This is a genomic window from Sphingomonas sp. GW821-FHT02B09, assembly GCF_059421875.1.
Genome location: NZ_JBWKVV010000018.1, coordinates 1 through 25,591, shown reverse-complemented (window position 1 = coordinate 25,591; position 25,591 = coordinate 1). Strand labels below are relative to the sequence as shown.

Genomic DNA, 25,591 nt, shown 5'->3' with positions numbered 1-25,591 from the left:
TGCGCTTCTCGCCAGCCTCCACCTCGTTCCACAGCGTCGTGCGGTCGTTCAGACGCTGCGGCGCTCTCTCGGGCAGCAGCACCTCCGAGTGGATCACGTCCGCCTTGTTCGAGAAGTCGTGATGCCGTCCCAGCCGCTCGTCGAACAGCTCCGATCCGGAGCGGTAGGCGGCGGACGCGACGGCGCTGGAGCCGTTGGCGCGGCTGACCACCTTGGCGCTGAAATGATAGATCGCCATCGCGCCGGTGCTTCTATCCTTCTGAGCGCACGTCGGCAACGACGTATAAGCGCGCACTCTCAATCCGCTTCGCTCCTTGCTTGTGACTGCCTGCGCTTCTGCTAAGGTGCGCGCTGATTAGTCGGCTTGCTATGCTGCTATGGTTCAACGCGGAGGATGGTGCGCCCATGGCGAAGGTGCGAGACTATAACGCGGAGCTGAAGGCTCTGGAGGAACGCGCCCGTGGTCTGAAGGCCAAGCGCATAGAGCAGCTTGGCAGCCTTGTTACCGCGACCGGCGCCGACGCACTTGACCTCGAAACGCTCGCCGGTGCGCTGCTCGATGCGGTCGCGATGAAGGATGCGGATGCGAAGGAGGCATGGCGTGCGAAGGGCGCTGCCTTCTTTCAGCGACGCGGGCGCAGGGGTAGTAAGACTGCTGGCGGTGACGACGCTGGCGCTGCGACGAAACTGGGCGCTAATCCTGCGCCTGGAAGCGGCGCGGCGGCGGACTGATACGCGGAGCTGGGTCGTGGAGCGTCGAGAGCGAACCCGTCACCTGATCGAGCTGGGCGGCCTCGTCCAGAAAGCCGGCCTGGTCGATCTCGCCGACGACGATCGTGCCACCATCTACGGCGCGTTGCTGGAGCTGGTCGGCAAGGCGCGGAGCGGGGATGCCGGCGACACGCTCGCGCTCTGGAAACGCCGCGGCAAACGCACATTCGACATGGAAGCGGAAGGGAGCGGCACCGATGCCTGACATATCCGACGAGGAACGCACCGCACGCCAGCGGGCCATCGATTTTGCCCGTGGCAGCACCCAGCTCTCCGGGGGCGAGTTGGACCCCGAAGTCGAGGCCCTGAATGCGCGCTACGTCGCCGGCGACCTGTCGGGCGACGAGCATGTCGCCGCCGTGATCGCGCATGCCCAGACCTTGCCGAAAGGAGAACCGGTGCAGGAGTATTTCACCAGCTTCGAGGAAGCGATGAACTCGGTGCCAAGCCGGTGACCGAACCGTCCGGACCCGGCCATGTCATCCCCTTCTGGCCGGTCTGGACGCGCACGCTCGATGCGATGGCCCGGAGCCTGGCCCGCTCGCGTTCGCGCTGCCGGCGGTGCGGCACGCTGCTCTACGTCGACCTGGAGGCGCTCCGGGGCAAGCTGGGCGGCTCCGCCGGCCTGATCGATCGGACGGACCCGTGCCTGGTCGTGGGATGCACGGGCACGGTCTACTACCTTGGCGCGCCCGCCACCGGCGCCCCGTACCATGTCCTGATCGGCGACCCCGCCCTGCTCGACGGCGTGGTCGATCCGGTCGGCCGGCCGTTCCGATCGCGCTGGCACGGCATGACGACGATCGGACCCGTCCCGACCCCCGCGGAGGCATGATGCTCGCCACGTCCGATCCTGCGCCGCGCACCTGGCAGCTCCTGACGGTCGGACCGGGAAGCCGCCACGTCACACCCGAACTGCACGACCGGCTGGTGCACCTGCTCGACCTCCTGCCGCAGACGCGGCTCATCGAGATCGAAACCGATGCGGGCGGTGTCAGCGTATCGCGCGACTGGCCAAGCGACCGCATGGAGGAGGTTTCCGGGATCGAGGCGGACATCGCCGCCCTGCCCGGCATCATCCGCCTCACCCTGTTCCAGGCGGGCTGAGCGTGGAGTGGTTCCGCCAGCTCGGCCGGGCGATCCGCAATCTCGCCCGCATCGCACGGCGGAACCCCGTCTGGGCGATCCGTGGGCTGATCTTCGGGCCTTTCCGCTTCGCCAAGCACCTGTTCGGCGTCCTGGTCCTCATGGTGGCCGTGGCGGTCGTCCTGATCCTCGGCACGGACGGCCTGATCTGGTACTTCCGCCCCGGCAACACCGTCGTCGCGCTGATTCAAGTGATGATCGGGCTGGCGGTCCTGCTCGTGCCGCTGCGCGCGCTCTTCCAGCCGCTGATCCTGCGCTACGGCTATGCGGACCAGTCCGACACCCACGGCTCGGCGCGGTTCGCCACCGACGCGGAGGCGCGCGATATCATGGGCGACGCCGGCCTGCTGATCGGCCGCGACCGCAAGTCGGGCAAGCTGCTGCGCTACCCCGGCCCCGCCCACCTGCTGACGATCGCACCCACCCGCAGCGGCAAGGGCGTCGGCACGATCATCCCCAACCTGCTCGAATATCCCTTCGCCACGTTCTGCATCGATCCAAAGGGCGAGAACGCCCGCATCGCGGCGCGCCAGCGGGGCAAGTTCGGCCCGGTCCACGTCCTCGACCCGTTCGGCATCACCGGCCTGGCCCCGGCTGGCTACAACCCGCTCGACCGCATCGACCCCGCCGGCCTCGACGTCGCCGACGACTGCATGACGCTCGCCGACGCGCTGGTCCACGACGCCCACAACGAGCAGACGGAAGCCCACTGGAACGAGGAGGCCAAGGCACTGATCGCCGGCCTGCTGATGCACGTCGTGGCGAGCGAGCCCGAATCTACCCGCACGCTGGCGACGCTGCGCGACCACCTGACGCTGGCCCCGGCCGCCTTCGCCGCGCTGCTCGAGCGGATGCAGAAGGCCGGCGGCCTGGTCGCGCGCGCCGCCAACCGCCAGCTCGGCAAGTCCGATCGCGAAGCCGCGGGCGTGCTGTCGTCGGCCCAGCGCCACACCCACTTCCTCGACAGCCCGCGCATGACCGCGACGCTGGGGCACTCGGATTTCCGCTTCGCCGATCTCAAGGAACGCCCGGCGAGCATGTTCCTGGTGCTGCCGCCCGACCGGCTCGACACATATGCCCGCTGGCTGCGCCTGATGGTGGCGCAGGCACTAACCGAGCTGGCCCGCGCGCCGGGGCGCCCACCCTGGCCCGTGCTGTTCCTGCTTGATGAGTTCGCGGCGCTGGGCCACCTGGAGCCTGTCGAGCGCGCAATGGGGCTGATGGCCGGCTACGGCATCCAGCTTTGGCCGATCGTGCAGGACATCCACCAGCTCCAGGCGCTCTACGGCAAGCGCGCCGGCACCTTCCTGTCCAACGCGGGCGTGCTGCAGGTGTTCGGGGTCAACGATCAGCAGAGCGCCCAACTCGTCTCCGATCTCCTCGGCCAGGAGACGGTGGTGTTCGAGACGATGAGCCGGGCGCTCGACGCGCAAGGCAGCGGGATCACGTTCGGGCAGCAGCATGTCGGCCGACCACTGCTCACCGCCGACGAGGTCCGCACGCTCTCGCCCGATCGCCAGATCCTGTTCCTCGCCGGGCAGCGGCCGGTGATCGCGACCAAGCTTCGCTACTACGCCGATCGCGAGTTCGTCGGGCGCTACGATCCGGCCTGATCGTACACACCGGCAAGGCTAAACGGTGAGTTTTGGGGTATCGCCTCACCCTCCCCCATCATCTCAGGGCGCGTAACGCTCGCAAGTACACACCGCCGGATGTCTCGGCTTTCCCGGAAGCCTGCGGCCGTTAGGCCGCCTTGTGACGGCGATAGCCGGCACGCAGCGAAGGTGTATGGTCCCGTAGGGGCCATTCCGCTTGCCCTTCTCTTGTTTTCGCCGATTTCAGGCCGCCGGTGGTTAAAGGATTCTGTTAAATAGGAATCGTTAAGAAGGTTAAGGCTCCCGAAAAGCGGAAACTTCGCTTCGCTATCAACGGCTTGTGGAGGAGCCCGGTGGGTGAAACCCCGTGATTCGGTGGGTGAAACCCCGATAGTGCGGTGGGTGATCCCCCGACACGAAGGTGGGTGAAACCCCGAACCGGCCGATCCTGAAAAGTGCCGATCGGGGCTGGTTATCCACAAGCAGACGGTCCCGCCGGCGCTGCCAGGAGCTACATAATCCCTGCCGGTCGACTCGTGCCGGTGGATGAAACCCCGATAGTAGCTGCTCCGGTGGGTGAAACCCCGATAGTCAGCTCCGTCCGGCGAGCTGGTCCATTCGGGCGTCCACCTCCTCGGTGCGCCGGCGATCGGCGTCGAAGCGCGCACGTCGCTCCTCCTCGGCCCGCATCTGTTCGGCGAGCGCCAGCGCCTCGGCCTCGCCGCGCCGCTTGAACAGCACCGCGGGGCTCCTGTCGGCCGTCTCCGTCAGCTCCATCGTGTAATCGGGGAGCTGGTCGGCCTCGATCACGCGGCGGAGCATCCGGTTGAACTCCTTGGGCTGAGCGTCGCTGCCGGTCTTGTCGCGGAGCAACTCGACGCGGCACACCCACCCGCCCTGCTGCGATCCGACGTGCTTGCGTCCGATGCGATACAGCGCCCGCTCCAGCCCGCCCGACAGGAGGAAATAGTCAGGGTGCATGGTCAGCAACGACTTCTCGTTGACGATCCCCTCATAAACCCAATCCGAGAGGGTCAGCGTCATGCCGCGGGGCTGTTCGGTGTCGGCGTCGGTGTCGAACGTCCAGCTATCCAGCCAGTTGAAGCCGGCCTTCTGCCGACGCTTGGTCGCACGGATCGAGGTCGTGATGCTGGTGGTCTGAAGCCGAAGCAACGCGGCTTGCAGTTCCTGATAGTCCCGGCCGCCGGTGCTGCGCTTAATCGCGCGCAACAGGTCGTAGGGCGTCGTCGTCAGCGTGCGGGGCAGGTCGTTGAGCCCCTGCTGCTTCATGCGGTTGAGCGTGGATGCCGCCCATATCAGGATATCGGCGTCCCATATCGTCGCCATGCCGTAGTCGGGGATCGCCTGCACGCGCACCCAAGCTTCACCGTCCGGGCTTTTGTATTCGATCGGCTTCAGGCGCTTGCGCTTCTGGAGCGAGAAGAACGGCCGCTCCATGACCTCGCGCTGGTCGCGAAGCGGAAGGTCGCCCAGCGCCGGGATGAACAGGTCGAACTCGGGATTGGGGTCGCGACGCTTGCTCATGGCGCGAACCTGGTGTGGCCTCGCTTGACGAGATACTGGCGGAGCAGCCGTTCGGTGATGACCGTCAGCGGCTCCCCGCCCTCCTCGACGCTGAGCTGCCGCAACGCGCGGTGCATGTCCTCGGGAATGTGGATCAGCACCGGCTTCTTACCCGGATGGCTGCTGCGGCGCGCCGGTGTGGCCGGCGGCGGCGCGTCGGCCGGCCGCCGTGATCGACGTGGGGACGCAACCGAGCGCGGCTCGGGCGCGGTATCAGCGACGGGAGCCGGTGCCGGCTCTGCGGGTTCGTCATCGAAGATGCCGGCGAGCGCGGAAGGCTTGCGCGCCATCATGCCGCCTCGCTTACTGGCTTAGTCGTAAGGCCGCTTAGTCGCTTAGCCTCCGCATAGCTGGCGCGCAGCTCGGCCGCCGCCTTGCTGTCGGGCTCCGTCTCGGACGCGGTGCGCCCCAGCGGCGTCGCCTTGTAGAAGTCCTTGCGATAGTGGAGCCGGCTGTCGAACAGCGTCACGCCCTTGGCCGCGAAGCCGGCGCTTGCCTCCTGCCCCTCCCCGCCCTGATGCGGAACCTGGGTGAGGATGACGGCGAACGGCGTCCCCGCCTGCTGCACCTGCTTGACCGTCTGCAACACCGAATGAACATCGAGGCCGCGCGGCGCGACGGGGATGATGACGAAATCAGCCTGCTCGGCCGCGAGCATGGCGATGTCCTTCGAGTTCGCTGGCGTGTCGATGATGATGAGGTCGATCTTGCCGCTGCTGCGCCCGCGCGAGACGTGGAGCGGCAGGCCGGCGACGCTGCTGTCCTTCACCATCACGTCGTCGTCGTCGCGGCGCTCGGACCAGTAGAGCGCCGATCCCTGCCGATCGTCGGCATCGAGGATCACGACAGCCGCGCCCTCCTTCGCCGCTTCGACGGCGAAGCCGGTCGATAGCGTGGTTTTGGACTGCCCGCCCTTCTGCGCGATGATCGCCCATACCTGCATAGCTGCTGCTCCCTGTTAAGCGGCTAAGCGACTTATGCCGCTTATCCGCTTAGTCGTAAAGTGTCTTAGTCCTGATCTTCGCCGGCACCCTCGTCGGCGTTCAGCGGATCATGCCGCATCACGCCGTGTCCCTCGGCCGGACAGATTGGTGCACCTGCCTCTTCCAGCCATTTGCGCGCGGTCCTCACCGTGTAGCCGCATGTCTCGCACTCGCATTTGAGCAACCGCGCCGCCTGCTTCTTCGGCCGCGTCGTCTCGCCGCCGGTATCAAGCCGGGCATGGGGGAGGGGGCCTGCGGCCGTAATGATGGGCGCGATCGTAGCGAGGAAAGCATCGCCCGGCGTGGTCGCTGTCATCTTGCCGACCAGACCCAGCCCGACCGCAATCCGTTTAAACGCTTTCCCGTGCCCGGCCGGAATGCCGACTGCGGCGTGGACCAGCTCATGCGCGAGGACCGCCGCGATCTGCGCCGGCATGGCGTCGGCGGCGTGCGCCAGGTCCGGCCGGATGAAGATTTCAAAATGGCCGTCACCGCTGCACCGATTGTCCCAGCACTCACCGATCGCGCGGCCTCTCGCACCCCGACTGGTGAAGCCGATCGCGACGCGCACGCGGGAGGGCAGGGGAGCGTCCAGCGCTGCGAACAACGGCGCCATGCCACTCGCCACCCGGTTCAGCCAGCTCTCGCGATTGTCGTGGTCCATGTCCCGTCTTCCTTCCTCACATCGCCCCTGGGCGATGGGCCTCGGCCATCAGCCCTGCCTCGTGGCGAACAGCGGGGGGTGAGGGGGCAGCGGGAATCTGCCGGGGTGGTGCGGGCGCACGGAGCGAAGCGGAGGAGCCACGGTCCGGCTGATTGCCGTTGCTGGGAGAGGGGGGCGGCGCTCCCCTTTCCCTTCCGGCAAAACGACGTCGCCGGCATCGCTGGCGGCCTTCTGGGCGGCCTACCGCCCCGCGCGAGCGATCGTAGCCCGTCAGGGGCGAGACGCCGATCGGCGGCTCGATCGGAGCGAAGCGGAGATAGAGCGCGGTCCCGATGGGACGCGCTGCCGCTAAGCGGATTCAGCGGTTCTTTGGCCAAGAGGTTGTTGAGACGGGCGATATGCTGTTTGTTCTGAACCTGGGTGGGCTACAAGCGCCTTCACGGGATGTGAGGGGGAGGGCTGAGGTCGGCCCGAGCTGCGTATACCGATCGACTTTGGAAATGCTCTAAGCAGACGGAAGAACAATGGCTAAGTATCTAACGCTCCCCGTTGTGCTATGGTCGGTCCAGCAGCTTCGAGACAGTTGCAATAAGCTCTTTGTCGATTTTCTTATCTTGAAGCACGAGGGTCTTACGCCGGATCATCCGGTTACGATCCGCACCCTTTCGACGAAACCCGCTGCACAACGCTTGATGGGTATCACGACCGCCAGTGGCGAACCGGTGGATAGCGATCACGCGTTCTTCAATCCATTTGCCCCCAAAGACCCGTGGCGGCATGAGGGTTATCCACGCTCGGGTACTTACTCCACCCTCGATCGAAGCAAGACCTTCGCCGGCGTCCTCAAAATCGACAAATCCGGCGTTGGCATGAATGTAGCGACAGCCGATGACTATATCGACGCGGCTCTCAAGGACCTCCGCCGGTCGGCCAAGCGCTCGATCGACATTCCCCTCGTGGCCTTGGCTATCTGGACGCAGAGAGGAGAGGAGTTCGACGATGGTGACGATCTCGACGTTGTGACTGACCGCTTCCGAAGCGAGTACCATGTCACCGACGCTGAGGCCTCGGCGTTCTTTAGCACCGATGTGGAGGCGCCAGAGCCCATCTTTGGCGACGAGGCTGTTCGATCCGATGCCCTGATCGACGCCCTGTTCGCGATCGCGCCGCGGGAGGCGCCTGCCGGCGGTGGCGCAACGGTCGAAGCGGAGACGCTCACCGAGGATCTACCGGAGGATCTAGTCGAGTTCCTGCGTGGCGGGCTTCTGCTCCCCCATTCGCTGCTGCGGCAGCTCGTGACGCTGCTTCGGGCCGGCAAGCACATCATCCTGACCGGCCCTCCTGGAACAGGTAAGTCCACGCTCGCTGACCGGCTTGCGATCGCCAGTGAGCGATACTCCAAGGATTTTGCCTTTCCGGGATCGGCCGGCCGCCTCCTGACAACGGCAACGGCCGATTGGAGTACCTTCGATACGCTTGGTGGCTATACACCTTCAGCCGAAGGGCCTGGCCTCGTCTTCGAGGAAGGCCTATTCCTGCAAGCGATCAGAGAAAATAAGTGGCTGATTATTGATGAGCTGAATCGTGCCGATGTAGACAAAGCGTTCGGCCAGCTCTTCACCGTTCTCTCTGGTCATGATGTCATTACAAGCTTCAAGGTCAACAAGCACAACGTAGCGATCGAGCTTGATCGTAATCGTGCCGAAAGCTCCTATGATTCCGCCACGGGTAAGTATCGCCTGGGCCGGGACTGGCGCATCATCGCCACGATGAACACGTTCGATCGCAGTCTGCTATTTCAGCTTTCCGCCGCCTTCGTCCGTCGCTTCGCCGTCGTGAACGTCGGCATTCCGAGCCAGGAGGAGCTGGTCGCATGGTTCCACGGCCGAGAGCTTGCCCCGGACGAGCACGCCTTGCTTTCCGGGCTAATCGCCCTCCTCCATCCGGTTCGGCCGCTCGGCCCGGCCATATGGGGCGACCTGATCGACTACATGGAGGTGAGAAGCCAGCATTCGTTCGGTGATGATCCGACCGAAGCCGCCTCCTTCACCGAAGCGGTCATATCGTATGTTCTACCCCAGCTCGATGGCCTGGACCGGGAATCGTTGGGCCTGGTCGAGAATGGCTTGCTCGCTCTGCTTCCTACGGACGCAGACAAGGAGCGTATCGGTCAGGCATTCCGGGACGCGTTCTGAATGTGGACCGAGGAGGAATATGAGGAGGTTTTAGGCGGTGTTTCACAGCTCGGCTGGCTCGTCCTGAAACGCTTCTCCACCTCCTATCGGCCATCGGAGGTGTTGGCGGCTTTCTCATCGCTGTCGGACCAGGAATTCAACCTACTCCGACGACTGCATTTCGGGCTGAGCGATGCCGTCGATACCTTCTTAGAGGTCCACGTTCCCGCCTTCCTCCGCAACATACCCTCGACAACCGAACACGCCTTGGAGGAGCGACGCGGCTCGCCACGCGGCAGGGTAGATTGGACGCGCACCTTTGCGCGTCGCGCCCAGCTTGGTGATGATCCTACCCGGTTCGTGACCCGACCGACCGAACGCACCGCCGATAGCGGCGCTGGCAGGCTTGTAGGCCTGATGCTGGCCAGGATCGCCGCCAACGCGACGTGGCTAACCCAGCGATCCGTTCCCGAGGTGGCGCGAGAACGGCTGGAGGTGAGCGGCGCCACAGCAAATCGCCATTTGGCCGTGCTGCGCAGCCGCAGTGTCCGCGTGCCGACCTCGATCAGCCTTCGGGAAATCGGTCCGCTGCGGCGGGCACGCCGGCCCGACGTGAGCGCCGCCGTTCTCCTGTTCGACCTCCATGTCGGCTTGATCGAGCAGGCAAACGAGAACCTCCTGCGGGCACTCCTGCGCGAAAGGCAGATGGTCCCGGAGAATTGTGATGACCTGTTTGAGGTTTGGGCTCTTCTCACCTTGGTAGAGCGGCATCTGAACGAGGGGTGGCAGATCACCGACGCTCAGTTGATCGGAGCGGAGACTGGGCCACGCCGTCCTCGTTTTACTTTGACGAGGATGGGAGACACGGTTTCAATCTACTACCAGATAGTGCCGGCTGTCATGGCCAAATCCAGCGTCTACAAAGAAATATTCAATGAATACGATCTGGCTGCATCTATTCGCAGGCCTGACATTACAGCCGCGCTGAGCGGCGCCGACAGCAACCAAACTATAATCATCGAAGTGAAAAGGACGAGCGACAAGGGATATATTACAGACAGTGTTTACAAGACGCTGGGCTACTTGTCGGACTTCAAGAGCACGGTTGGCCCTGATGCGCCACAAGCGCTCTTGTTAGTTTGGAAGGGGATTGAACCTGTGGCGGCCCGCTCCCCCACAAGTCCAATCCACATTTTGACGGCTCAGGAATACAGCAACATGTCGCTACCCTACTGATCGAGCGCGATACGTTTCGTCTTCTTGGCACCCGTTTTCAGGGTTGCCAGCTTCGTATTGGCGAGCTTCACATATTCTGGAGAAACATCGAAGCCGATGAAACGCCGGCCGAGTTTTAGAGCCGCAAGGCCACTGGTTCCCGAGCCGGCGAAAGGATCGAGTACCAGGCCATCCTTTTCCGTCGATAGAGAGATACACCGGCCTGGGAGTGCTAACGGAAACTGCGCACCATGCCCCTTACCGCCCGTAGCTGTTGGCAGGTGCCATACATCCGTGACCTGATCCTGCTCAAACAGAGCGTTACGCCCCCCCAAGGACGCTGGGGTCTGCCGATAGGCTCCCTTATCGAAATAAGGCGTGCGGCTCTTCGTTAGATGCAGGACCTGTTCTAGCGATCGTGTCACACGGGAAGTTGTCGGCTCGGGCAGTGAGCCGTCCTTCTTCCATGTAATCATCGAGCGAACAAAATACCCGATCCGACTTGCTCGCTCGGCGATGCGCTGCGGGATCAGGCTTTGCTCACCATCATAAAGATAAGCGTGCCCGGCACTGTACCGTCGGCAGTTTTGCTCGGTCCACTTGCGAGAGTCTAAGCCCTTCATCGCCCGAAGGGTCTCAGCAGCGTTACCCCGGATTTGCGTCCTAGTGTTGAACGTGTCTCCTAGGTTCCACCAGACCGACCCATGAGGGGCAACCTTCTTCCTAAGCATCAGCAGTATTTCTACCGAATGGCGGATGAACCCCTCAGGAGTTTGCTCATGCCCGAATGGGCATACTTCACCATCGGACCATTCTACATTTTTAGGAGTGCCGTATATTCTAACCGCCCAATACGGTGTTGATGTGACAACACAGTCAATGCTTTCATCGACCAAAGATGCTATGAGCTTGTGAGCATCGCCGCACGTCACCTGGTCTATCGATGGCTTCTGCGGAGAAAGAGCCTTAACCTCAGCTCGTGAGGCAAGCTTTTCAAAATAGCCCATGATCCGGCTGCGAGGCACAAACGTTTCGCTTGCGTCATCAAGCATTACGAGTCGCTCGATGTCCGAGAACGACAAAAGTCCCTTTGATCCTAGCACCCTTTTAATGAATACGGGTTGCAGCCCGACAACCGGAGCCACGTCCTCGATCTTGAATAGCGAGGCGCTGCTTGACGATGCGCCACTCCAACCAAGAGCAGAACTCTTTGGATGAATGTCGGACCACCCTTCAACCTGCGTGCGCGGTTTTCTAGCCATGCTTATTCATTCCAGTTTCTTGGGCCACGGCACTCCGCCCGCCAGGGATGTGCCGGTAGAGCGTAGAGGGTTGCACGCCGAGCTGCTGAGCGACCTCGCCGACGGTTATGGTGGGGTCCGCCAGCATGGCTCTGGCGCGTTTGATCTCGGCTGGCCCTATGGTGGGCTTGCGCCCGCCGCGGCGGCCCATGGCTTTGGCTTGGGCCAGCCCAGCGTGGGTACGTTCAAGGCCCAGCTCGCGTTCGAACTCAGCTACCGCTGCGAAGACATGGAAGACCAGGCGGCCGCCGGGTGTGGTGGTGTCGATGGCCTGGGTCAGCACCTTCAGCCCTATGTCGCGCCGTTGCAGCTCCGCCGCCGTTTCGACAAGCTGCCTGACGGAGCGGGCTAAGCGGTCGAGCTTCCACACCATCAGGGTGTCGCCGGCACGGAGATAATCGAGTGCGGCCTTCAGCTCGGGACGATCGCGCTGCGCTCCCGACGCCTTCTCCACATACACCCGATCGCACCCGGCTTCCCGCAACGCGTCAAGCTGGAGGGCAGGGGACTGATCTCGGGTGGAAACACGGGCATAACCAACTACCACCCGCACCCTCCTGAAACTCGTCGCGACAGCTCCAATTCCGGGAGAAGCTTACGGGAGACCCTTTCGAGAGACAAGGAAAAAGAACGAAAGGGGTACAGATTGCTCCGGTCGGACGGTCTCCCGCTGACCACCGTTTGCGGGAGCATCGTACAGCGACCCGCAAAGGCGTACCGGTTCGGGGAGCCGCTTGAATCAAGTTTCATACATACATATGTACAGCCCGCCTTAGGAGATGCCAATGGCCTATATCGATCCACGGTTGGTGACATCCCCCAAGGGGCGCGTCGAACGGCTCGACGTGATCTATGACGGTGGGGAGGGCGATTATGCCGTCGCTGCCATGCTGTGGGACGGACAGCCGGCAACCGGCGTCCGCTGGAATGGCGGCGACAAGGGGGAGAAATTCCAGGGGCTAGGCAACCCGCAAAGCCGGGGCATCCCTACCTGGTTCATCCTGCCAGACCCGATCGCTGAGCTGGTGCGCGCGAACCCCTCCGCCCTTGTGCCGAACGACCCAGCGGCACGATGAACGATCCCAATGGGAAGGCAGATGTGGCGGAGCTGACCCCGCTCGACCTTGGGCCGCTGCCGGTTGCCAAAATCAATGCCGTGCTAGGCTCCAGCCTTGTAGCGGCCGACGCGCATTTCTCGATCCGGGCGCAGAGCCACTCGCTGATGCGGCACCCGGCCGACTTCGAATTATGCCGGCGCTACGTAGGCCGGATCGTGTCCGCTCCAGACTATATAGGGCAGGCGCCCGGCCAGGTCGATGGCTTCGAGCTGATCGGCGAGGTGCCTCAGGAAAGCGCGATCATTCTCGTGGCGATCAAGCTGCGGGTGGATCGGGCAGGCCGGTACATCGTCGCCAGCACCTACCCGATCGACAGGAACAAGCTGGAACGCCGACTGCGCAAGGGCTTCATCAAGCCCGCCTAGAAACTAGAAAGCCCCGCACAGGCGGGGCTTTCAGAAGCTATCGGCGGGGCGCCAAATTCCCGCATCCCTTCGGCTTTCGCCTACTTTGCCACTTGCATGGCGTGTGAGGAGGCCGTTCTCACCTCAGTAGCTTTCGAACACTCTAGCTAGGTATATGTTCAAAGAGCGTCAACAGCCCTGTACATACATACATAGCGAATAAATCCTGCCGCTATTGAGGCCGTATATGTCCTCAAGCCATAGCCCAAAGGTAGACCTTTTTGCCTTAGCTCGCCGCAAGCGAGGCACACTACATGTAAGCCGATCCGAAAGGGTCAGGGTCGAACGTCCCGGATGGAGCGTAGAAAGAGGCGCTATTGCATTATCAGGCCACCATCGACGGCATACTGGCTGCCGGTGACGAAGGAGGCATCGCCGGAGAGGAGGAACAGCGCCACCGCTGCCGCTTCCTCCGGCGTGCCGGCGCGGCCAAGCGGAACCTGGCCGATGACGAACTCCTCGAACCCCCGCTTGGCGTCGTCCGGCAGGAAATGACGGAAGTTGGTGTCGATCGGTCCCGGCACGACGGTGTTGACGCGGATGCCACGAGGCGCGAGCGCCGTCGCCCACGACCGGACCATGGCGACAAGCGCGCCTTTGGTGGCGGCATAGAGGCTGGTCGCGTCGCCCCCCTCGTAGGTGGACGACGACGATGTGACGACGACGGACGCCCCGGCGTTCAGATACGGTGACAAAGCGGCGAGCTGGAGGAACGGCCCGCGCACGTTCGCCGCCATCATCCGGTCGAAGGCATCGGCATCGATCTCCTCCGGCGTGCCGAGCGCGGCATAGCCGGCGTTTAGCCAAAGTCCGTCCAATCGGCCTCCTGCGTTCGCAGCTTTCACCAGCGCTGCAACGCCTGCGGGATCGGCCGCGTCATTTGCGAGAACCTGCCCTCGCTCCCCCAACGCCGACCGGGCATCATTGATACGCCCCTGATCCAGCCCGGTAACGATGACCATGCCGCCCTCGGCGACGATGCGCTTCGCACCGGCCAGTCCCATGCCGCTCGTTCCGCCCGTGATAAGGACGCGCTTGTTCTCGAACCTTGCCATGGTCCCGCCATAGCAGGGAGCGGCGACCTGCACGACGAGCAGCGGAAGCGATCGTCTAAACGGTCGCAGCCGGGCGGCCGGCATTGTTGCGCTCGAACACGAGCAGCATGGCGAGTGCCACAAGTCCCATCGCCGCGCCCGCGACCGCGACGGGCGGGTAGCCGAACCCCGCGCCGATCACCCCGCCGCCCAGCGCGGCGCCGATGGCGTTGCCCAGATTGAACGCACCGATGTTCATGGCCGATGCGAGATTGGGTGCATCGGCTGCGGCCTCCATCACCCGCATCTGCAAGGGCGGCACGATCGCGAAGCTGGCGATGCCCCACACGAAGATCGCGACCGCGGCCGTCACCGGCCAATGCATGGCCACGAAGAAGGCGGCGAGCGTAGCGGTGAGCAGCGCCAGCATCGCGCCGATCGTCCGGTTGACCGAACGATCGGCGAAGCGGCCGCCAGCCACGTTGCCGATGGTCGCACCGACTCCGAACAGCATCAACATTGCGGTCGCGAAAGCGGTCGAGCCGTGGGTCACGTCGCGCAGGATCGGCACGATGTAGGTGAAAACGGTAAAGACGCCGCTGAACCCGATCGTGGTCAGCGCGAGCGCCGCCAGCACGGGTGGGCGAGCGAGGACGCGCAGCTCCGCCATCATGTCGCCTCCGTCACCGGCCGGGAGCGACGGCAGCGCCAGGCGCAGCGCAAGCATCGTCACCGCGCCCAATCCTGCGATGCCTGCGAAGGCTGCCCGCCATCCCAGTACCTCGCCGGCCCAGGTCGCGAGCGGCACGCCTCCGATCGTGGCGATCGTCAGGCCGGAGAACATCGCGGCGACAGCGCCGGCACGACGGTCGGGCGAGACCACGCTCGCTGCCACGATCGCGCCCACGCCGAAGAAGGCGCCGTGGTTGAACGAGGTGATGACCCGTGCCGCCATCAGCATCCAGTAGCCGCCCGCCAGCGCCGACAGGATGCTGCCGAGCGTGAAAATGCCCATCAACCCGATCAGCAGCGTCCGACGGTTGATCCGGCCGGTGGTGAGCGTTAGCAGCGGCGCGCCCGCCAGAACCCCGATCGCGTAGGCGCTGACGAGCAGCCCGGCGGCCGGGATGGAGGCGTGGAGGTCGGCCGCGATCAGCGGCAGCATCCCCATCGGCGCAAACTCGGTGACGCCGATGCCGAACGCGCCGAGCGCCAGCGCCAGAAGCGGGGGATTGATACGCATCGTGAGCCTTCGTTGTTGCATCACGCGAGATGACGGCTGGCACGTCGATCGAGTAGTCCTCGATCCGGACCAGCAGCGTTGTCGAGGAAGCAATAATGGAGCTTGGTGGGCGATCGGGCGAGATGGGCGTGTTCGTCGCCGTCATCGAGCATGGCAGCCTGTCGGCGGCCGGACGCGCGCTCGGCCTCACGACGTCGGCGATCAGCCGCGTCCTGGCGCGGATCGAACGACGGCTCGGCGTGCGGTTGCTGGTCCGCACGACACGCTCGCTGGCGCTGACGGCGGAAGGACAGGCCTATCACCGGGCGGCGCGGCGCATCCTCGCCGACCTGGCCGAGGTCGAAGACCAGATCGCCGACCAAGCGGCACCCCGCGGCCGGGTGCGGATCACGGCGTCGCTGGCCTACGGCCGGCTGCACGTCGTGCCGCTGCTCGGCGAGTTCAGCCGATGCCATCCCGGCATCCTCGTCGATCTCAACCTCAGCGATCAGGTGGTGGACGTGCTGGGCGGGCAGGCGGACGTGGCGATCCGCTTCGGCCAGCTCGCCGACAGCCCGCTCACCACCCGCAAGCTGGGCGAGACGGGACGGGTCGTGGTGGCGTCACCGGATTATCTGGCCCGCCACGGCACGCCGGCGACGCCGGCGGACCTGTTCGGACACAACTGCCTGAGCTTCAGCTTTCGGCGTGCCGAGCCCGGCTGGCCGTTCCGCCAGGACGGCCGCGACACCGCGCTGGCGGTAACGGGCACGATCGAGGCGAACAGCGGCGAGGCTCTGGCGCAGCTCGCCCGCGAAGGCGTGGGGGTGGCGCGGATCGGCACGTTCGCGGTCCAGGACGATCTCGCCACAGGCCGGCTCGTGCCGTTGCTGGAGGCGTTCAATCCGCAAGACCGTGAGCCGCTACACGCCCTGTTCGTGGGCGGCTCGACCATGCCGGCGCGGGTGCGGGTGCTGATCGACTTCTTGGCGGAACGGCTCGGCCGCGGCGCCTGATCGTCAGGGGTGAGGTATCGGAATGCCATGGCGGGCCGAGAGCGCCGCCAGGATCGCATCCTTGTCCGCGATGAAGCGTCGGCCCGCATGGACATTGATCGCTGGCCCATCATCGGCGTCGTCGGCTAGGACCAGAACCGGCAGTGACTGATTGTCGGGTCCGAGCAAGTCCACGATCGCCTGCCGCGGCCGTGGCCAGTCGATCCGCAGCACATCGATGCGAGCAGCGAGGTCCGGGAAGCTCGCCAGCACGCCTTCCATGAGCGCGCAATGCCAGCAGTAGAAGCGTTCGCCGGGAAATGACGGATCGGCAAAGTCAGGCTTGATGACGATCAACAGGTCACGATCCATGATGACCATCCTCCCCTTCTGCCCCTACTTCGATCGCGCAGCGCACCGCCTTCCTGGCCTTCGCCGCCTGCCTGCGGCACGCCTCCAAGGCGTCCCGGTTGGCGGTCGCGAGCCGGTTACCCGCCAGCACCCCGGCGAACGCCTCAGGATCGCCGGCCTTCATCAGACGCTGCCCGCCTTCCCACATCGGCATCCGGAGGGTGCGCGCCGCCATCCGCTCGGGGAGCAACCAGCTGGGCGGCAGCTCGCGCACGATCGGGCCGGCGAGGACCGCCCACAACGCCATGCCGATCGCGATCCCGGCAAGCCCGACCCGCCACAGCCGACGCCGCTGCTCATCCGCCATGGTGTGGGATTCCAGTTGGCGGCCGAGCTTCGTCGCGACCTCCTCGATCGTCTGCCGGGCGGCGCCGATAGCACGGCGATCCTCGGTTCGACCTGCCGAACCGGCAGCCATGATCTGCCGGTTAATTTCCTCAGGTGTCAGCGACAAAGCCGGGCTTTTCACCAGCGCATCGACCCGCCGCGCCGTTGCGGTGATATTGTTGGCGATGACGCCCAGCGTCTCGGAATAGTCGGGTGCGTGGCTATCTTCGGCGCGCTCGGCTGCCAGTCGCTCCACGGCGCGCCGCATCAACGATACTTCGGCGCGCAGGCTCTCAAAGGCGTCGGCTGCTTCGTCCCGTTCCGCTGTCGTCATATTTGCGCGTGTCCTACTGCCCCCTGGTGACGTTACCGATCCTGCCAGCGGATTCACACGCAGTGTTCGGACCCGGGCCTACCTCCGCCACCTCGCTATGTCTGAACAGCCCCGATCACGATCGCGTATTGTTTTTGAGATCGACTCTCATTAGCATATCGGTATGAACAGAATGATGATGGTCTTGGCGGCCTGTTGCACGGTATCGCCCTTGCCGCTGCTGGCTCAATCGCGGCAGGATGATGAGGCGGCAACTGCCCGGCTCGACGAGATCGTCGTCACTGCCGATCGCCATGACAGCTTCGGCGCCGACTATGTGCAGGCCGGCACGTTTCGGGACTCGCGCCTGATCGACACGCCGCTGACCGTGACCGTGCTGCCGCGGAGCCTCCTCGACGCGCAGCAGGCCCGCTCGATCTTCGATGCCGCCCGTAACACCGCCGGCGTGACGCAGGCGCAGCTCAACACCGCGATCTACAGCAATCTCTCGATCCGCGGCATCCCCGTGGACAACACCACCAACTATCGTCTGAACGGCGTGCTGCCGATCATCACCTTCATCGACATGCCGATGGAGGACAAGGACCGGGTGGAAGTGCTGAAGGGCGCGGCCGGCCTCTACTACGGCTTTGCGGCGCCGTCCGGCATCGTCAATCTCGTCACCAAGCGACCGGGCTCTGATCCGCTCACCAAACTGGAGGCGTTTGGCGACAGTCACGGCACCATCGGCGGCGACGTCGACATCAGCCGACCGCTCGGAAACGCGGGGCTGCGCGTAATCGCCGGTGGCGCCTCGCTCCAGACCGGCATCGCACGCACGGACGGGCATCGCTGGTTCGCCTCGGGCGCGTTCGACTGGAAGGCAACGGACAGGCTCAGCTTCCAGCTCGATGCGGGCTATATCTACAAGACGATCACCGAGCCGACCGAATATGTGCTGCCGGCGGCCGTCAACGGCCGTATCGCGGTGCTGCCGGTCCAGCCGCTTTCCCGCAACGTCGGCGGCGAATGGATGCAGGCGAACGGGTGGGAAACCAACCTGCTGGGCCGCGCCCGCTACGACTTCTCCCCGTCGTGGAGCGCATCCTTCGCGATCGGCCAGTCCTATCTTCAGCGCGACCGCCGCTACTCATCGTTCAGCGGCTACGATCTGGCGACCGGCAACGGCACGCTGTCGATCGCGACCACCAACGACAGCAACTACCGCAACGTCATCTACCGGGGCGACATCACCGGCGCCTTCGCCACCGGCCCGATCGAGCATCAGCTGCTGATCGGCGCGTCGCTCAACGATCGCGACATCGAGACGCCGACCGCCGGTCGCTCCAGCATGGCGCAGAACCTCTACGATCCCGTGGCCGTGCCGGAACGCCCGCTCATCGCCCGCGTGATCGCGTCGGCGGACGCGATCCGCGATGCCGGCGTCTACGTCTTCGATCGCGCGAGCTTCCATGGCTGGCTGGAGGCCACCGCCGGCTACCGGAAAGCCGACTATCGCGACCGCAGCCTTACCGGCACCTACACGACGAGCCCCGGCACCTGGTCCTACGGCGCTCTCGTGAAACCTGCCGCCTGGGCCAGTGTCTACGGCAATTACATCGAAGGTCTGGAAAGCGGCGGCATAGCGCAGCAGATCGCGAAGAACGCCGGCGAGCAGCTGCCCGCCTCACTCAGCAAGCAGCGGGAGGCGGGGGTGAAGGTGGAGCCGCTGCGCCGCCTGCTGCTCACCGCCGCGTGGTTCCAGGTGGATCGTGCGTCGGCCTACATCAACGGCGCCGGCTACTACGTCCAGGACGGCCGCGCCCGCTATCAGGGCGTCGAGCTGAGCGGCAGCGGCGAGATCACGACCGCCCTGTCGATCTCGACCAGCGCCGTGTTCCTCGACGCCAAGCAACGATCCGGCGCCGCCAACGTCGTCGGCAACCGGATCGAGAACAGCGCTCGCTTCTCCGGTTCGGCCTTCCTCGAGTACAAGCTGCCGATGATCGAGGGGCTGAGCCTGACCGGCGGCGTGTTCCGTGTCGGCCGCCGGCCGGTCAACGCCCTCAACCAGGGCTATGTCGCCGGCTACACCACGCTCGATCTCGGCGGGAGCTATGCGATGGACATCGCCGGCCGTCGTACCACGTTCCGGGTGTACGGCTCGAACGTCACCGGCAAGCGCTATTGGGCCGCGACCGGCTCCAGCCTCGTGGCCTCCGGTCTGCCTGCTACCGTCCGCTTCTCGGTGTCGACAGCGCTTTAGGCTGTCGGTCGCGTGGGTGGCTGCCGGTTGCCGGCCGTCATGCGGGGCCGCCGGAACCAGAAGGTCCAGACCGTCAGCGTTCCCAGCATGGTGAGCGCCAGCCCCGAGAGCGTCATCAGGATGCGATAGGGCAGGCCGCCCACCTCGGCCGCGTGAAGCGGGAAGAAGAGGTTATAGGCCCGTGCGGCACGCGGAAGCACGCGCGCATCGCGCGATCCGACGAGGCGACCGCTGTCGGCTGCGAACCAGACGAAGGTCCGCCCGCCCGGCAGCCACTCGTCGGGCTGGCGCAGGCGGATGGTGATGACGCCGCTGCCGCGTCGCGGCAGGGCGACGCTGCGTACCTCGGCATTCGGGAACCGGGCCCGTGCCGTCCGGATCATTGCTGCCCAATCAAGTGCGGCGCCGGTGGAGGCCGCTTCCACGCTCGGAGATTTCGCGCTGGCGGCGATGGCGGCCGGCGCTCCCGGGCCGAGGAGCAACGCGTTGAGCGGGCGGAACACCATCGCGGCGCCCGTCGTGAAGGACAGGAGCAGAAGCGGCGCCGCCACGATCGCGAGGTCGCGGTGGTGGCGGACGATCGCCGGCCTGGTCATGCGCTTCGGCCACAGCCGGAAAGCGAACGTCTTGCGTGTCCGCCACCACAGGATCGTGCCGGTCACCACGAAAAGGATTCCCGCCAGCGCTGCCAGGCCGACGATCGTCTCGCCCGTGTCGCCCGCGAACAGGTGACGGTGAAGGTCGAACATCCAGATTTCCGGTCGCGCCCACTCGCTCGACCACCGGATGACGATCGTCCCGGTCTGGTCAGCATAGGCGCCGGCGTCACCCTTGTAGATCAGCTGGTCGAGCCCGAAGCGTCGATCGGAGAAGATGAGCATGTCCGGGCGCGATGCCGGATGCGCCATCAGTCGCTCGGTTACGACGGCAAGGGCGTCCGTAGTCTGCACCTGCGCATCGCGCACATGGGGCAGCATGATCCACGCGCGCCGGTGCACGAGAATAGCGCCGCTCAGACCGAGCGTCGCGAGCAGCAGGCCGATCAGGCCGCCCGTCCAGCGATGGATGAGGTCGAGCCAGCGCATCACCGTCGTCACACCGTCGCGTGCAGCCCGATCAGGAAGGTGCGGCCCGGCGCCACCTGGCGGCCCCATGGGCTCGTATCGACGCCGCGGAAGAAATAGCGGCGATCGAACATGTTCTGGACGCCGGCGGTGCCGCGCAGCCGTAAGCCGGGGCGGTCGATCAGGTCGTGGGACAGCTGAGTGTTGAACACGACGTAGCCCGGCATCTCGCCCACCGAACCGGTCGCGTTCTCAGCCACGGTGTTGGCCGCGTCGGCGAAACTGTGGCTGAAGCCATAACCGTCGAGCGAGAAGCGGGTATGCGTCCAATCGTAGCGGAGGCCCGCCGTCACCTGGTCACGCGAGGCATAGGGCACGCGGCGCCCCGCATAGACGCCGGTACGCTGCTCGGCGTCGAGATAGGTCCAGGCGGCCGACAGCGTGAGACGGGGCAAGATCGCCGGGCTCCACTGGCCGGACAGCTCGATGCCTTGGTTGCGGGTGGCGCCGAGGTTCACGTAGTTGCGCGACGTGTTGTCGAGCTGAATCTGGTTGTCGAAGTCGATCCGGTAGAAGGTCAGCGTCACCGTCGTCCGCCGGTCAGGCAGCCAGCGGGCGCCCGCCTCGTAGTTCCAGGCCAGCTCGGAACCGAGGTCGTTGCCGTAGATGATCTGCGTGACCTGCGGCACGCGCAGCGACCGCTGCGCATCGGCGAACAGGTACAGCGGCGTGACCGGCGTCCAGCCGACGGTGATCCCCGGGAGCGGGTTGCGGATGTCGTTGCCGGTACGCGCGCCGGTGGCCCGGTTCAGGAACTTCGAGTCGAGATGCTCGAAGCGCAGCCCCGGGGTGATCGCTAGCCGATCGTCGAACAGCCCGACCTTGTCGCTGACGAAGAAGGCATAGGCGTCGTCGTCGAACTTCCAGTTCCGCACGACCGTGGCGGCCCCCGTCGCGAGATTGGTGTTGCCGACGAGGAAGCCGATCCGCTCGTGCACGTAGCGCGCACCGAGCGTGATGTCGTGGCTGGTGCCGAGGAAGCCGGTCCGTGCGTCGAGCTGCGGCTGGGTGGCGTAGACCTGGAAATCGCGCGGCGCGCTCTGGAGGAGCTGGGGCGCCAGGTCCGATCGCCACGTCTCGGCCGAGCTGCTGCGAATGCCGACCCGGAAATTGCGCTCGGCGGTATCGGCATAGCTGGTCCAGGTCAGCTGGAGGCTGTCGAACGCCGGCGAGGGCTGGAAATCATGCTGGAGTGTGAACGATCCGCGCACGGTATGACCGGTCAGCCGGTCGAGCGGCCGGGTCGCCTGGAAGGGATCGGCCTCGTACTGCGCCGGACTCAGCGCGCCCGCCAGCTGGAGGTCGATCCGGTAATACTGAATGTCGGCCCGAAGCCGGGTCCGATCGGAAAGGTCGTACTGCGTCCGGAAGCGGATGTTGCGCACATCATCACGGTTGTGGCTGTCGCGGAAGTCGCGGCCCTTCTGGTAACCGGCGTCCAGCTCGACGCCGAGCCGGTCGGTCAGATGCCCGCCGGTGCTGAAGGCGGCATTGTGGAGCGCGTTGCCGTTCTCCGCGATCTGCACGTCGTCGCCGAGGCTGGTGGACCAGCTCCGCAGGATCGGGCGGCTGACCAGGTTGATGACCCCGCCGACATTGTTGGGGCCGTATTGCACCGCCGCGCCGCCGCGCACGATGTCGATGCGATCCACCATGTCGAGCGTGACCGGAAAGAGCGACACGCTCGTCTGACCGTAGGGCGCGAGCGACAGGGGAATGCCGTCCTGAAGGATCTGCACCCGCCCGCTGCGGCTCTCGTACAGCCCGCGTACCGAGATCTGCGGAGTGGCGCCCGTGCCGGTCTCGTCGAGGATCTTGATCCCCGGCACGCGCTGCAAGGCATCGTCGAGCGACCGGGCGCCGCTTTCATGCAGATCGGCGCTGGAGACGACGGTGCGGCTGCCGGCATAGTGCCGGACGGTCTCCGAGCCGTTGTCCGACAGGATGTCGCCGCGAACGACGATATCCGCGCCTTGGCCCGATTGCCGGTCGTCCGTTGCCGCGGCCTCTTGGGAAGGCGTGTCGACCGGCAGGGCGGATTGCGCCGACACGCCCGGGCACCACAACCCAATCGCCGCAAGGAAGGAGGATGTGAGAACGGTGGTCGAGAGACCAGCAGGATATGACGGCATGAGCGCTTCCCCTTTTTCAGCGCCTCATACAGACATGCTAATGCGAGTAAATCTCATTTAGTGGCGCGATAATTACCGTCCAAGTCCGCGATCCAGCTGCCGCTGGATCGTGCGCTGCATCTCGATCTGCCGCTCCAGCATCTTCTCCGGCGTCTCCCGGCCGCGATCCAGCCCCAGCTCGGGCGCGCGCCGCTCCAGCTCGGCCCGCATAGCCGGATCGTGACGCAGCCCGTCGATCATGTCCGTCCGGGCCATGATCGCCTTGGCGTCGCCGCCCCCGGCCTGGACCTCCAGCGCCCGCCAGCGTTCCATGAACCGCTCGGCGCGGAGCGACGGGTCGGCACGGACCCGCGCCTCCTCGGCCATGCCGCGGACCGCGCCGCGCATGTCGCCGCCTGCGGCATCGCGCATGAGCTGCGGGTTGCGCTCCATCGCTGAGGCGAGGTCACGCGCCCCGTGCGGGCGCGCCTGGTCCAGCGCCTCGCCCGCCCGGGCCAGCGCCGTCCGCTGGTGCGGCAGCACCGGCAGGCGCTTTTCCTCCATGCCGGCGATATCGACCGCGGCGCGGGCGTAGCGCCGGATCGCCACATCCTGGTCGGGCCGGCTTGTGCTTTCGGACGGAGAACCCGGCTCAGCCTCCGGCGCTACCTTCGGCCGAAACCCGGCGAACATGCCGCGGGCCTTCGTCTCGACCGTCCGCACGATCTCGCGCACCCGGTCCGGCAGCCTGATCTCGCGACGGTCGGCGAAAGCACGAACCGCCGCGTCAGGCTCAACCGGCTCGGCCGCATAGTCGGCCACCATGTCCTTCGCCCGGCCGCGCGACAGAGTGCGGACAACCTTGCCCTCGTCGGCGAAGTCGTCCCGGCCATAGTGGAGCCGCACCCCGTCCCGGTGCCGCGACAACGCGACATAGGCGGCGTGTCGGTCCATCCCCGGCGTCGCCAGCACGTCGACGCAATCGACCGTCACGCCCTGCGCCTTGTGAATGGTGGCGGCGTAGCCGTGATCGACCGCGGCATAATCCTTCACGTCGAACGCCACCTGCTGCCCGCCATCGAGACGCACGACCATCCGGTCGACGGATACCCGCTCGACCGTTCCCAGCGTGCCGTTCTTCACCCCCATCGATCGCTCGTTGCGCAGGAACATGATCCGATCGCCCGACGCGAACTGCCGCTCGCCCCGCTCCGCCTGCACGGTCATGTCCGCGCCCAGATCGCCGGTCGCCCGCAGCCGTTCGCGCGCCTCCTCGTTGAGCGAGCGCACCTCGGCGTTGGTGTGGGTGAGGATGATCCGCGTCGTGTCGGGCCGGGCGATCCGGTCCCGGTCCCAATCCGCCACAAGCGCTGCCCGCGCCTGCTCGCGCGTGCCGGCCGGCCGCACCATCCCATGGTCACGGTAGGCCTGGATCGCCTCGTCCGTGCGCCCGGTCGCCAGCGCCCGCGTCGCGTCGCGCTGCCAATCGACGCGCTGACGGCGTATCTCGGTGATCTCGGCAGCACCATGCCGCTCGGATACCGCACGAAAGGCCGCCCCCGCCTCGATCGCCTGCAACTGCTCGGGATCGCCCACCAGCACCACCTTGGCGCCGGCCTGGTCGGCCGCGGACAGCAGCCGCTCCATCTGCCGCGTGCCGATCATCCCGGCCTCGTCCACCACCAGCACGTCACGCGGCCCGAGCTGGTCGCGGTCCCTGCCCCACGCATGTTCGAGGCTGGCGATGGTACGCGACTGGATGCCCGACCCGGCCTCCAGGTTCTCGGCCGCGATGCCGGACAGCGCCGCGCCGCGCACCGTGTAGCCGGCGCTCTCCCACGCCTCGCGCGCGACACCCAGCATCGCCGACTTGCCGGTGCCGGCATAGCCGATGACCGACGCGAGCCCGTCGCGCTCGGTGATCCGCCCCAACGCGTCCCGCTGCTCGTCGGACAAGGTCAGCCCCCTGCCCTCGGCCGCGTCCAGCGCGCGATAGACATGATCGGCGCCGACGAAGTGGTGACGCCCCTCCGCCAGCCGGTCGCCCGACCGCTCCAGTCGCGCCTCGGTCGCGATCATCTCCCGGCTCGTGAACCGCTCGTCGCCGCGCCCGTCCCGGCCCAACGCCACCAGCTCGGGGCTGGCCTTCGCCGCGGCCATCACCCGGTCGTACTGCTCCTTGCCCTCCGAATGCCGGAACGCGAACACCGCCAGATCGCGGGTGGTGAACGTCGCCTGGGTGCGCGTGATCGCGTCCAGCGCAACGCGCGGGTCGGCGATGATCTTCTCGCCGTTCTCGCGCGCGATGCGCCCGTGATCCTCGATCCGCTCGGCTTCCAGCCCCTGCCCCGGTCGCCTGGATGCCGCCGGCCCGATCTTGTTCTGCGGCTCAAGCTGGATGCCCTGATCGGCATAGGAACGATGATCGATCCGCGCATCGATCCCCAGCTCCGCCAGTCGCTCGTTGACGTGCGTGCCCCACGCTTCCCGCCAGTGCTGCAACAGCTCGCCCCGGTTCCAGTCGCGCTCCTTCTTGCCGAACCCGTCCGGTCCCACTTCGCGCATCGCCAGCATGACGTGCGCGTGCGGCTTCGGGCTGCCGTCCTCGGCTCGGTCCCAATGCACGTTGAGGTCCGCGACCATGCCGCGGTCCACGAACTCGCGTTGCACGAAGTCGCGCGCCAACCGCACACCGTCCTCGCGGTTCATCTCCCGCGGGATTGAGAACTCGATTTCTCGGGCGAGCTGCGCGTCCTTGCGCTTCTCGCCAGCCTCCACCTCGTTCCACAGCGTCGTGCGGTCGTTCAGACGCTGCGGCGCTCTCTCGGGCAGC

The 25,591-nt window shown here is 65.8% G+C and carries 26 protein-coding genes; 12 read left to right on the top strand and 14 right to left on the bottom strand.

Annotation, left to right across the window (positions count from 1 at the left end; translation table 11 throughout):
• Nucleotides 1–238, bottom strand: a 238-nt coding sequence (locus AC07U4_RS24510) for a MobA/MobL family protein (protein ID WP_495197553.1), incomplete at its 3' end; no start/stop codon positions are given.
• A gap of 167 nt (nt 239–405) precedes the next feature.
• Between AC07U4_RS24510 and AC07U4_RS24505 the strand changes: the two genes are divergently transcribed.
• The 6 genes from AC07U4_RS24505 to AC07U4_RS24480 are packed head-to-tail and all read left to right on the top strand — an operon-like array spanning nt 406 to nt 3,530.
• Nucleotides 406–732: a conjugal transfer protein TraD gene (locus tag AC07U4_RS24505; protein ID WP_495197554.1), complete on the top strand. Its 327-nt coding sequence runs from the start codon at nt 406–408 to the stop codon at nt 730–732.
• Nucleotides 733–748: 16 nt separating this feature from the next.
• Nucleotides 749–976: a conjugal transfer protein TraD gene (locus AC07U4_RS24500; protein WP_495197552.1), complete on the top strand. Its 228-nt coding sequence runs from the start codon at nt 749–751 to the stop codon at nt 974–976.
• A complete protein-coding gene (locus AC07U4_RS24495) occupies nt 969–1,226 on the top strand; it encodes an antitoxin VbhA family protein (protein ID WP_495197551.1) in 258 nt (85 codons plus the stop codon). Before AC07U4_RS24500 ends, AC07U4_RS24495 begins: the two co-directional genes overlap by 8 nt.
• The gene (locus AC07U4_RS24490) at nt 1,223–1,606 is read left to right on the top strand and encodes a hypothetical protein (protein WP_495197550.1); all 384 of its coding nucleotides are present in this window, start codon (nt 1,223–1,225) and stop codon (nt 1,604–1,606) included. Before AC07U4_RS24495 ends, AC07U4_RS24490 begins: the two co-directional genes overlap by 4 nt.
• Nucleotides 1,606–1,878 carry a hypothetical protein gene (locus tag AC07U4_RS24485; protein WP_495197549.1) on the top strand — a complete coding sequence of 91 codons (273 nt, stop codon included), beginning with the start codon at nt 1,606–1,608 and terminating at the stop codon, nt 1,876–1,878. The genes AC07U4_RS24490 and AC07U4_RS24485 overlap by 1 nt, the downstream gene beginning before the upstream one ends.
• A 2-nt stretch (nt 1,879–1,880) precedes the next feature.
• Nucleotides 1,881–3,530, top strand: a complete 1,650-nt coding sequence (locus AC07U4_RS24480) for a type IV secretory system conjugative DNA transfer family protein (RefSeq protein ID WP_495197548.1) — start codon at nt 1,881–1,883, stop codon at nt 3,528–3,530.
• A gap of 573 nt (nt 3,531–4,103) precedes the next feature.
• Here the strand turns inward: AC07U4_RS24480 and AC07U4_RS24475 are convergent.
• From AC07U4_RS24475 to AC07U4_RS24460, 4 genes are all read right to left on the bottom strand, one after another.
• A complete protein-coding gene (locus AC07U4_RS24475; RefSeq protein WP_495197547.1) occupies nt 4,104–5,057 on the bottom strand; it encodes a replication initiator protein A in 954 nt (317 codons plus the stop codon).
• A complete protein-coding gene (locus tag AC07U4_RS24470; protein WP_495197546.1) occupies nt 5,054–5,389 on the bottom strand; it encodes a hypothetical protein in 336 nt (111 codons plus the stop codon). Before AC07U4_RS24470 ends, AC07U4_RS24475 begins: the two co-directional genes overlap by 4 nt.
• Nucleotides 5,386–6,039 carry a nucleotide-binding protein gene (locus AC07U4_RS24465; protein WP_495197545.1) on the bottom strand — a complete coding sequence of 218 codons (654 nt, stop codon included), beginning with the start codon at nt 6,037–6,039 and terminating at the stop codon, nt 5,386–5,388. Before AC07U4_RS24465 ends, AC07U4_RS24470 begins: the two co-directional genes overlap by 4 nt.
• A gap of 65 nt (nt 6,040–6,104) precedes the next feature.
• On the bottom strand, nt 6,105–6,743 hold the full coding sequence (locus AC07U4_RS24460) for a transcription elongation protein SprT (RefSeq protein ID WP_495197544.1): 639 nt from the start codon (nt 6,741–6,743) through the stop codon (nt 6,105–6,107).
• A 692-nt stretch (nt 6,744–7,435) separates the two neighbouring features.
• Between AC07U4_RS24460 and AC07U4_RS24455 the strand changes: the two genes are divergently transcribed.
• Both AC07U4_RS24455 and AC07U4_RS24450 read left to right on the top strand, forming a co-directional pair.
• Entirely contained in the window at nt 7,436–8,938 is a 1,503-nt protein-coding gene (locus AC07U4_RS24455) for an AAA family ATPase (RefSeq protein WP_495197543.1), read from the top strand.
• On the top strand, nt 8,939–10,153 hold the full coding sequence (locus tag AC07U4_RS24450; protein ID WP_495197542.1) for a hypothetical protein: 1,215 nt from the start codon (nt 8,939–8,941) through the stop codon (nt 10,151–10,153).
• On the opposite strand, the gene AC07U4_RS24445 is transcribed toward AC07U4_RS24450, so the two are convergent.
• Complete coding sequence (locus AC07U4_RS24445) at nt 10,147–11,394, bottom strand: DNA-methyltransferase (protein ID WP_495197541.1); 1,248 nt, start codon at nt 11,392–11,394, stop codon at nt 10,147–10,149. The two genes, AC07U4_RS24450 and AC07U4_RS24445, sit on opposite strands and share 7 nt — an antisense overlap.
• A complete protein-coding gene (locus tag AC07U4_RS24440; RefSeq protein WP_495197540.1) occupies nt 11,387–11,980 on the bottom strand; it encodes a recombinase family protein in 594 nt (197 codons plus the stop codon). The genes AC07U4_RS24445 and AC07U4_RS24440 overlap by 8 nt, the downstream gene beginning before the upstream one ends.
• Nucleotides 11,981–12,218: 238 nt before the next feature.
• Here AC07U4_RS24440 and AC07U4_RS24435 point away from each other — a divergent pair, with 238 nt between their 5' ends.
• Complete coding sequence (locus AC07U4_RS24435; RefSeq protein WP_495197539.1) at nt 12,219–12,509, top strand: hypothetical protein; 291 nt, start codon at nt 12,219–12,221, stop codon at nt 12,507–12,509.
• Nucleotides 12,506–12,916: a hypothetical protein gene (locus tag AC07U4_RS24430; RefSeq protein ID WP_495197538.1), complete on the top strand. Its 411-nt coding sequence runs from the start codon at nt 12,506–12,508 to the stop codon at nt 12,914–12,916. The genes AC07U4_RS24435 and AC07U4_RS24430 overlap by 4 nt, the downstream gene beginning before the upstream one ends.
• Nucleotides 12,917–13,269: 353 nt before the next feature.
• Here AC07U4_RS24430 and AC07U4_RS24425 read toward each other — a convergent pair whose 3' ends face one another.
• Together AC07U4_RS24425 and AC07U4_RS24420 are read right to left on the bottom strand one after the other, a co-directional pair.
• Nucleotides 13,270–14,010, bottom strand: coding sequence for an SDR family oxidoreductase (locus AC07U4_RS24425; RefSeq protein WP_495197537.1), 741 nt, complete (start codon nt 14,008–14,010; stop codon nt 13,270–13,272).
• A 55-nt stretch (nt 14,011–14,065) separates the two neighbouring features.
• The gene (locus AC07U4_RS24420) at nt 14,066–15,232 is read right to left on the bottom strand and encodes an MFS transporter (protein ID WP_495197536.1); all 1,167 of its coding nucleotides are present in this window, start codon (nt 15,230–15,232) and stop codon (nt 14,066–14,068) included.
• 95 nt (nt 15,233–15,327) lie between these two features.
• On the opposite strand from AC07U4_RS24420, the gene AC07U4_RS24415 reads away from it, so the two are divergent.
• The gene (locus tag AC07U4_RS24415; RefSeq protein ID WP_495197535.1) at nt 15,328–16,227 is read left to right on the top strand and encodes a LysR family transcriptional regulator; all 900 of its coding nucleotides are present in this window, start codon (nt 15,328–15,330) and stop codon (nt 16,225–16,227) included.
• Between the two features lie 3 nt (nt 16,228–16,230).
• Here the strand turns inward: AC07U4_RS24415 and AC07U4_RS24410 are convergent, their stop codons facing one another.
• Together AC07U4_RS24410 and AC07U4_RS24405 are read right to left on the bottom strand one after the other, a co-directional pair.
• Nucleotides 16,231–16,578 (bottom strand): DUF3088 domain-containing protein, encoded by a 348-nt coding sequence (locus AC07U4_RS24410; RefSeq protein ID WP_495197534.1) that lies wholly within the window; start codon nt 16,576–16,578, stop codon nt 16,231–16,233.
• A complete protein-coding gene (locus AC07U4_RS24405; protein ID WP_495197533.1) occupies nt 16,568–17,278 on the bottom strand; it encodes a DUF6118 family protein in 711 nt (236 codons plus the stop codon). The genes AC07U4_RS24410 and AC07U4_RS24405 overlap by 11 nt, the downstream gene beginning before the upstream one ends.
• A 175-nt stretch (nt 17,279–17,453) precedes the next feature.
• Here AC07U4_RS24405 and AC07U4_RS24400 point away from each other — a divergent pair, with 175 nt between their 5' ends.
• Nucleotides 17,454–19,523, top strand: a complete 2,070-nt coding sequence (locus AC07U4_RS24400) for a TonB-dependent siderophore receptor (RefSeq protein WP_495197532.1) — start codon at nt 17,454–17,456, stop codon at nt 19,521–19,523.
• Here the strand turns inward: AC07U4_RS24400 and AC07U4_RS24395 are convergent.
• From AC07U4_RS24395 to traA, 3 genes are all read right to left on the bottom strand, one after another.
• Nucleotides 19,520–20,608: a PepSY-associated TM helix domain-containing protein gene (locus AC07U4_RS24395; RefSeq protein WP_495197531.1), complete on the bottom strand. Its 1,089-nt coding sequence runs from the start codon at nt 20,606–20,608 to the stop codon at nt 19,520–19,522. The genes AC07U4_RS24400 and AC07U4_RS24395 overlap by 4 nt on opposite strands.
• Before the next feature lie 8 nt (nt 20,609–20,616).
• On the bottom strand, nt 20,617–22,698 hold the full coding sequence (locus tag AC07U4_RS24390; protein WP_495197530.1) for a TonB-dependent receptor family protein: 2,082 nt from the start codon (nt 22,696–22,698) through the stop codon (nt 20,617–20,619).
• Nucleotides 22,699–22,851: 153 nt separating this feature from the next.
• A partial coding sequence (traA, locus tag AC07U4_RS24385; RefSeq protein ID WP_495197529.1) for a Ti-type conjugative transfer relaxase TraA occupies nt 22,852–25,591 on the bottom strand: 2,740 nt, incomplete at its 5' end.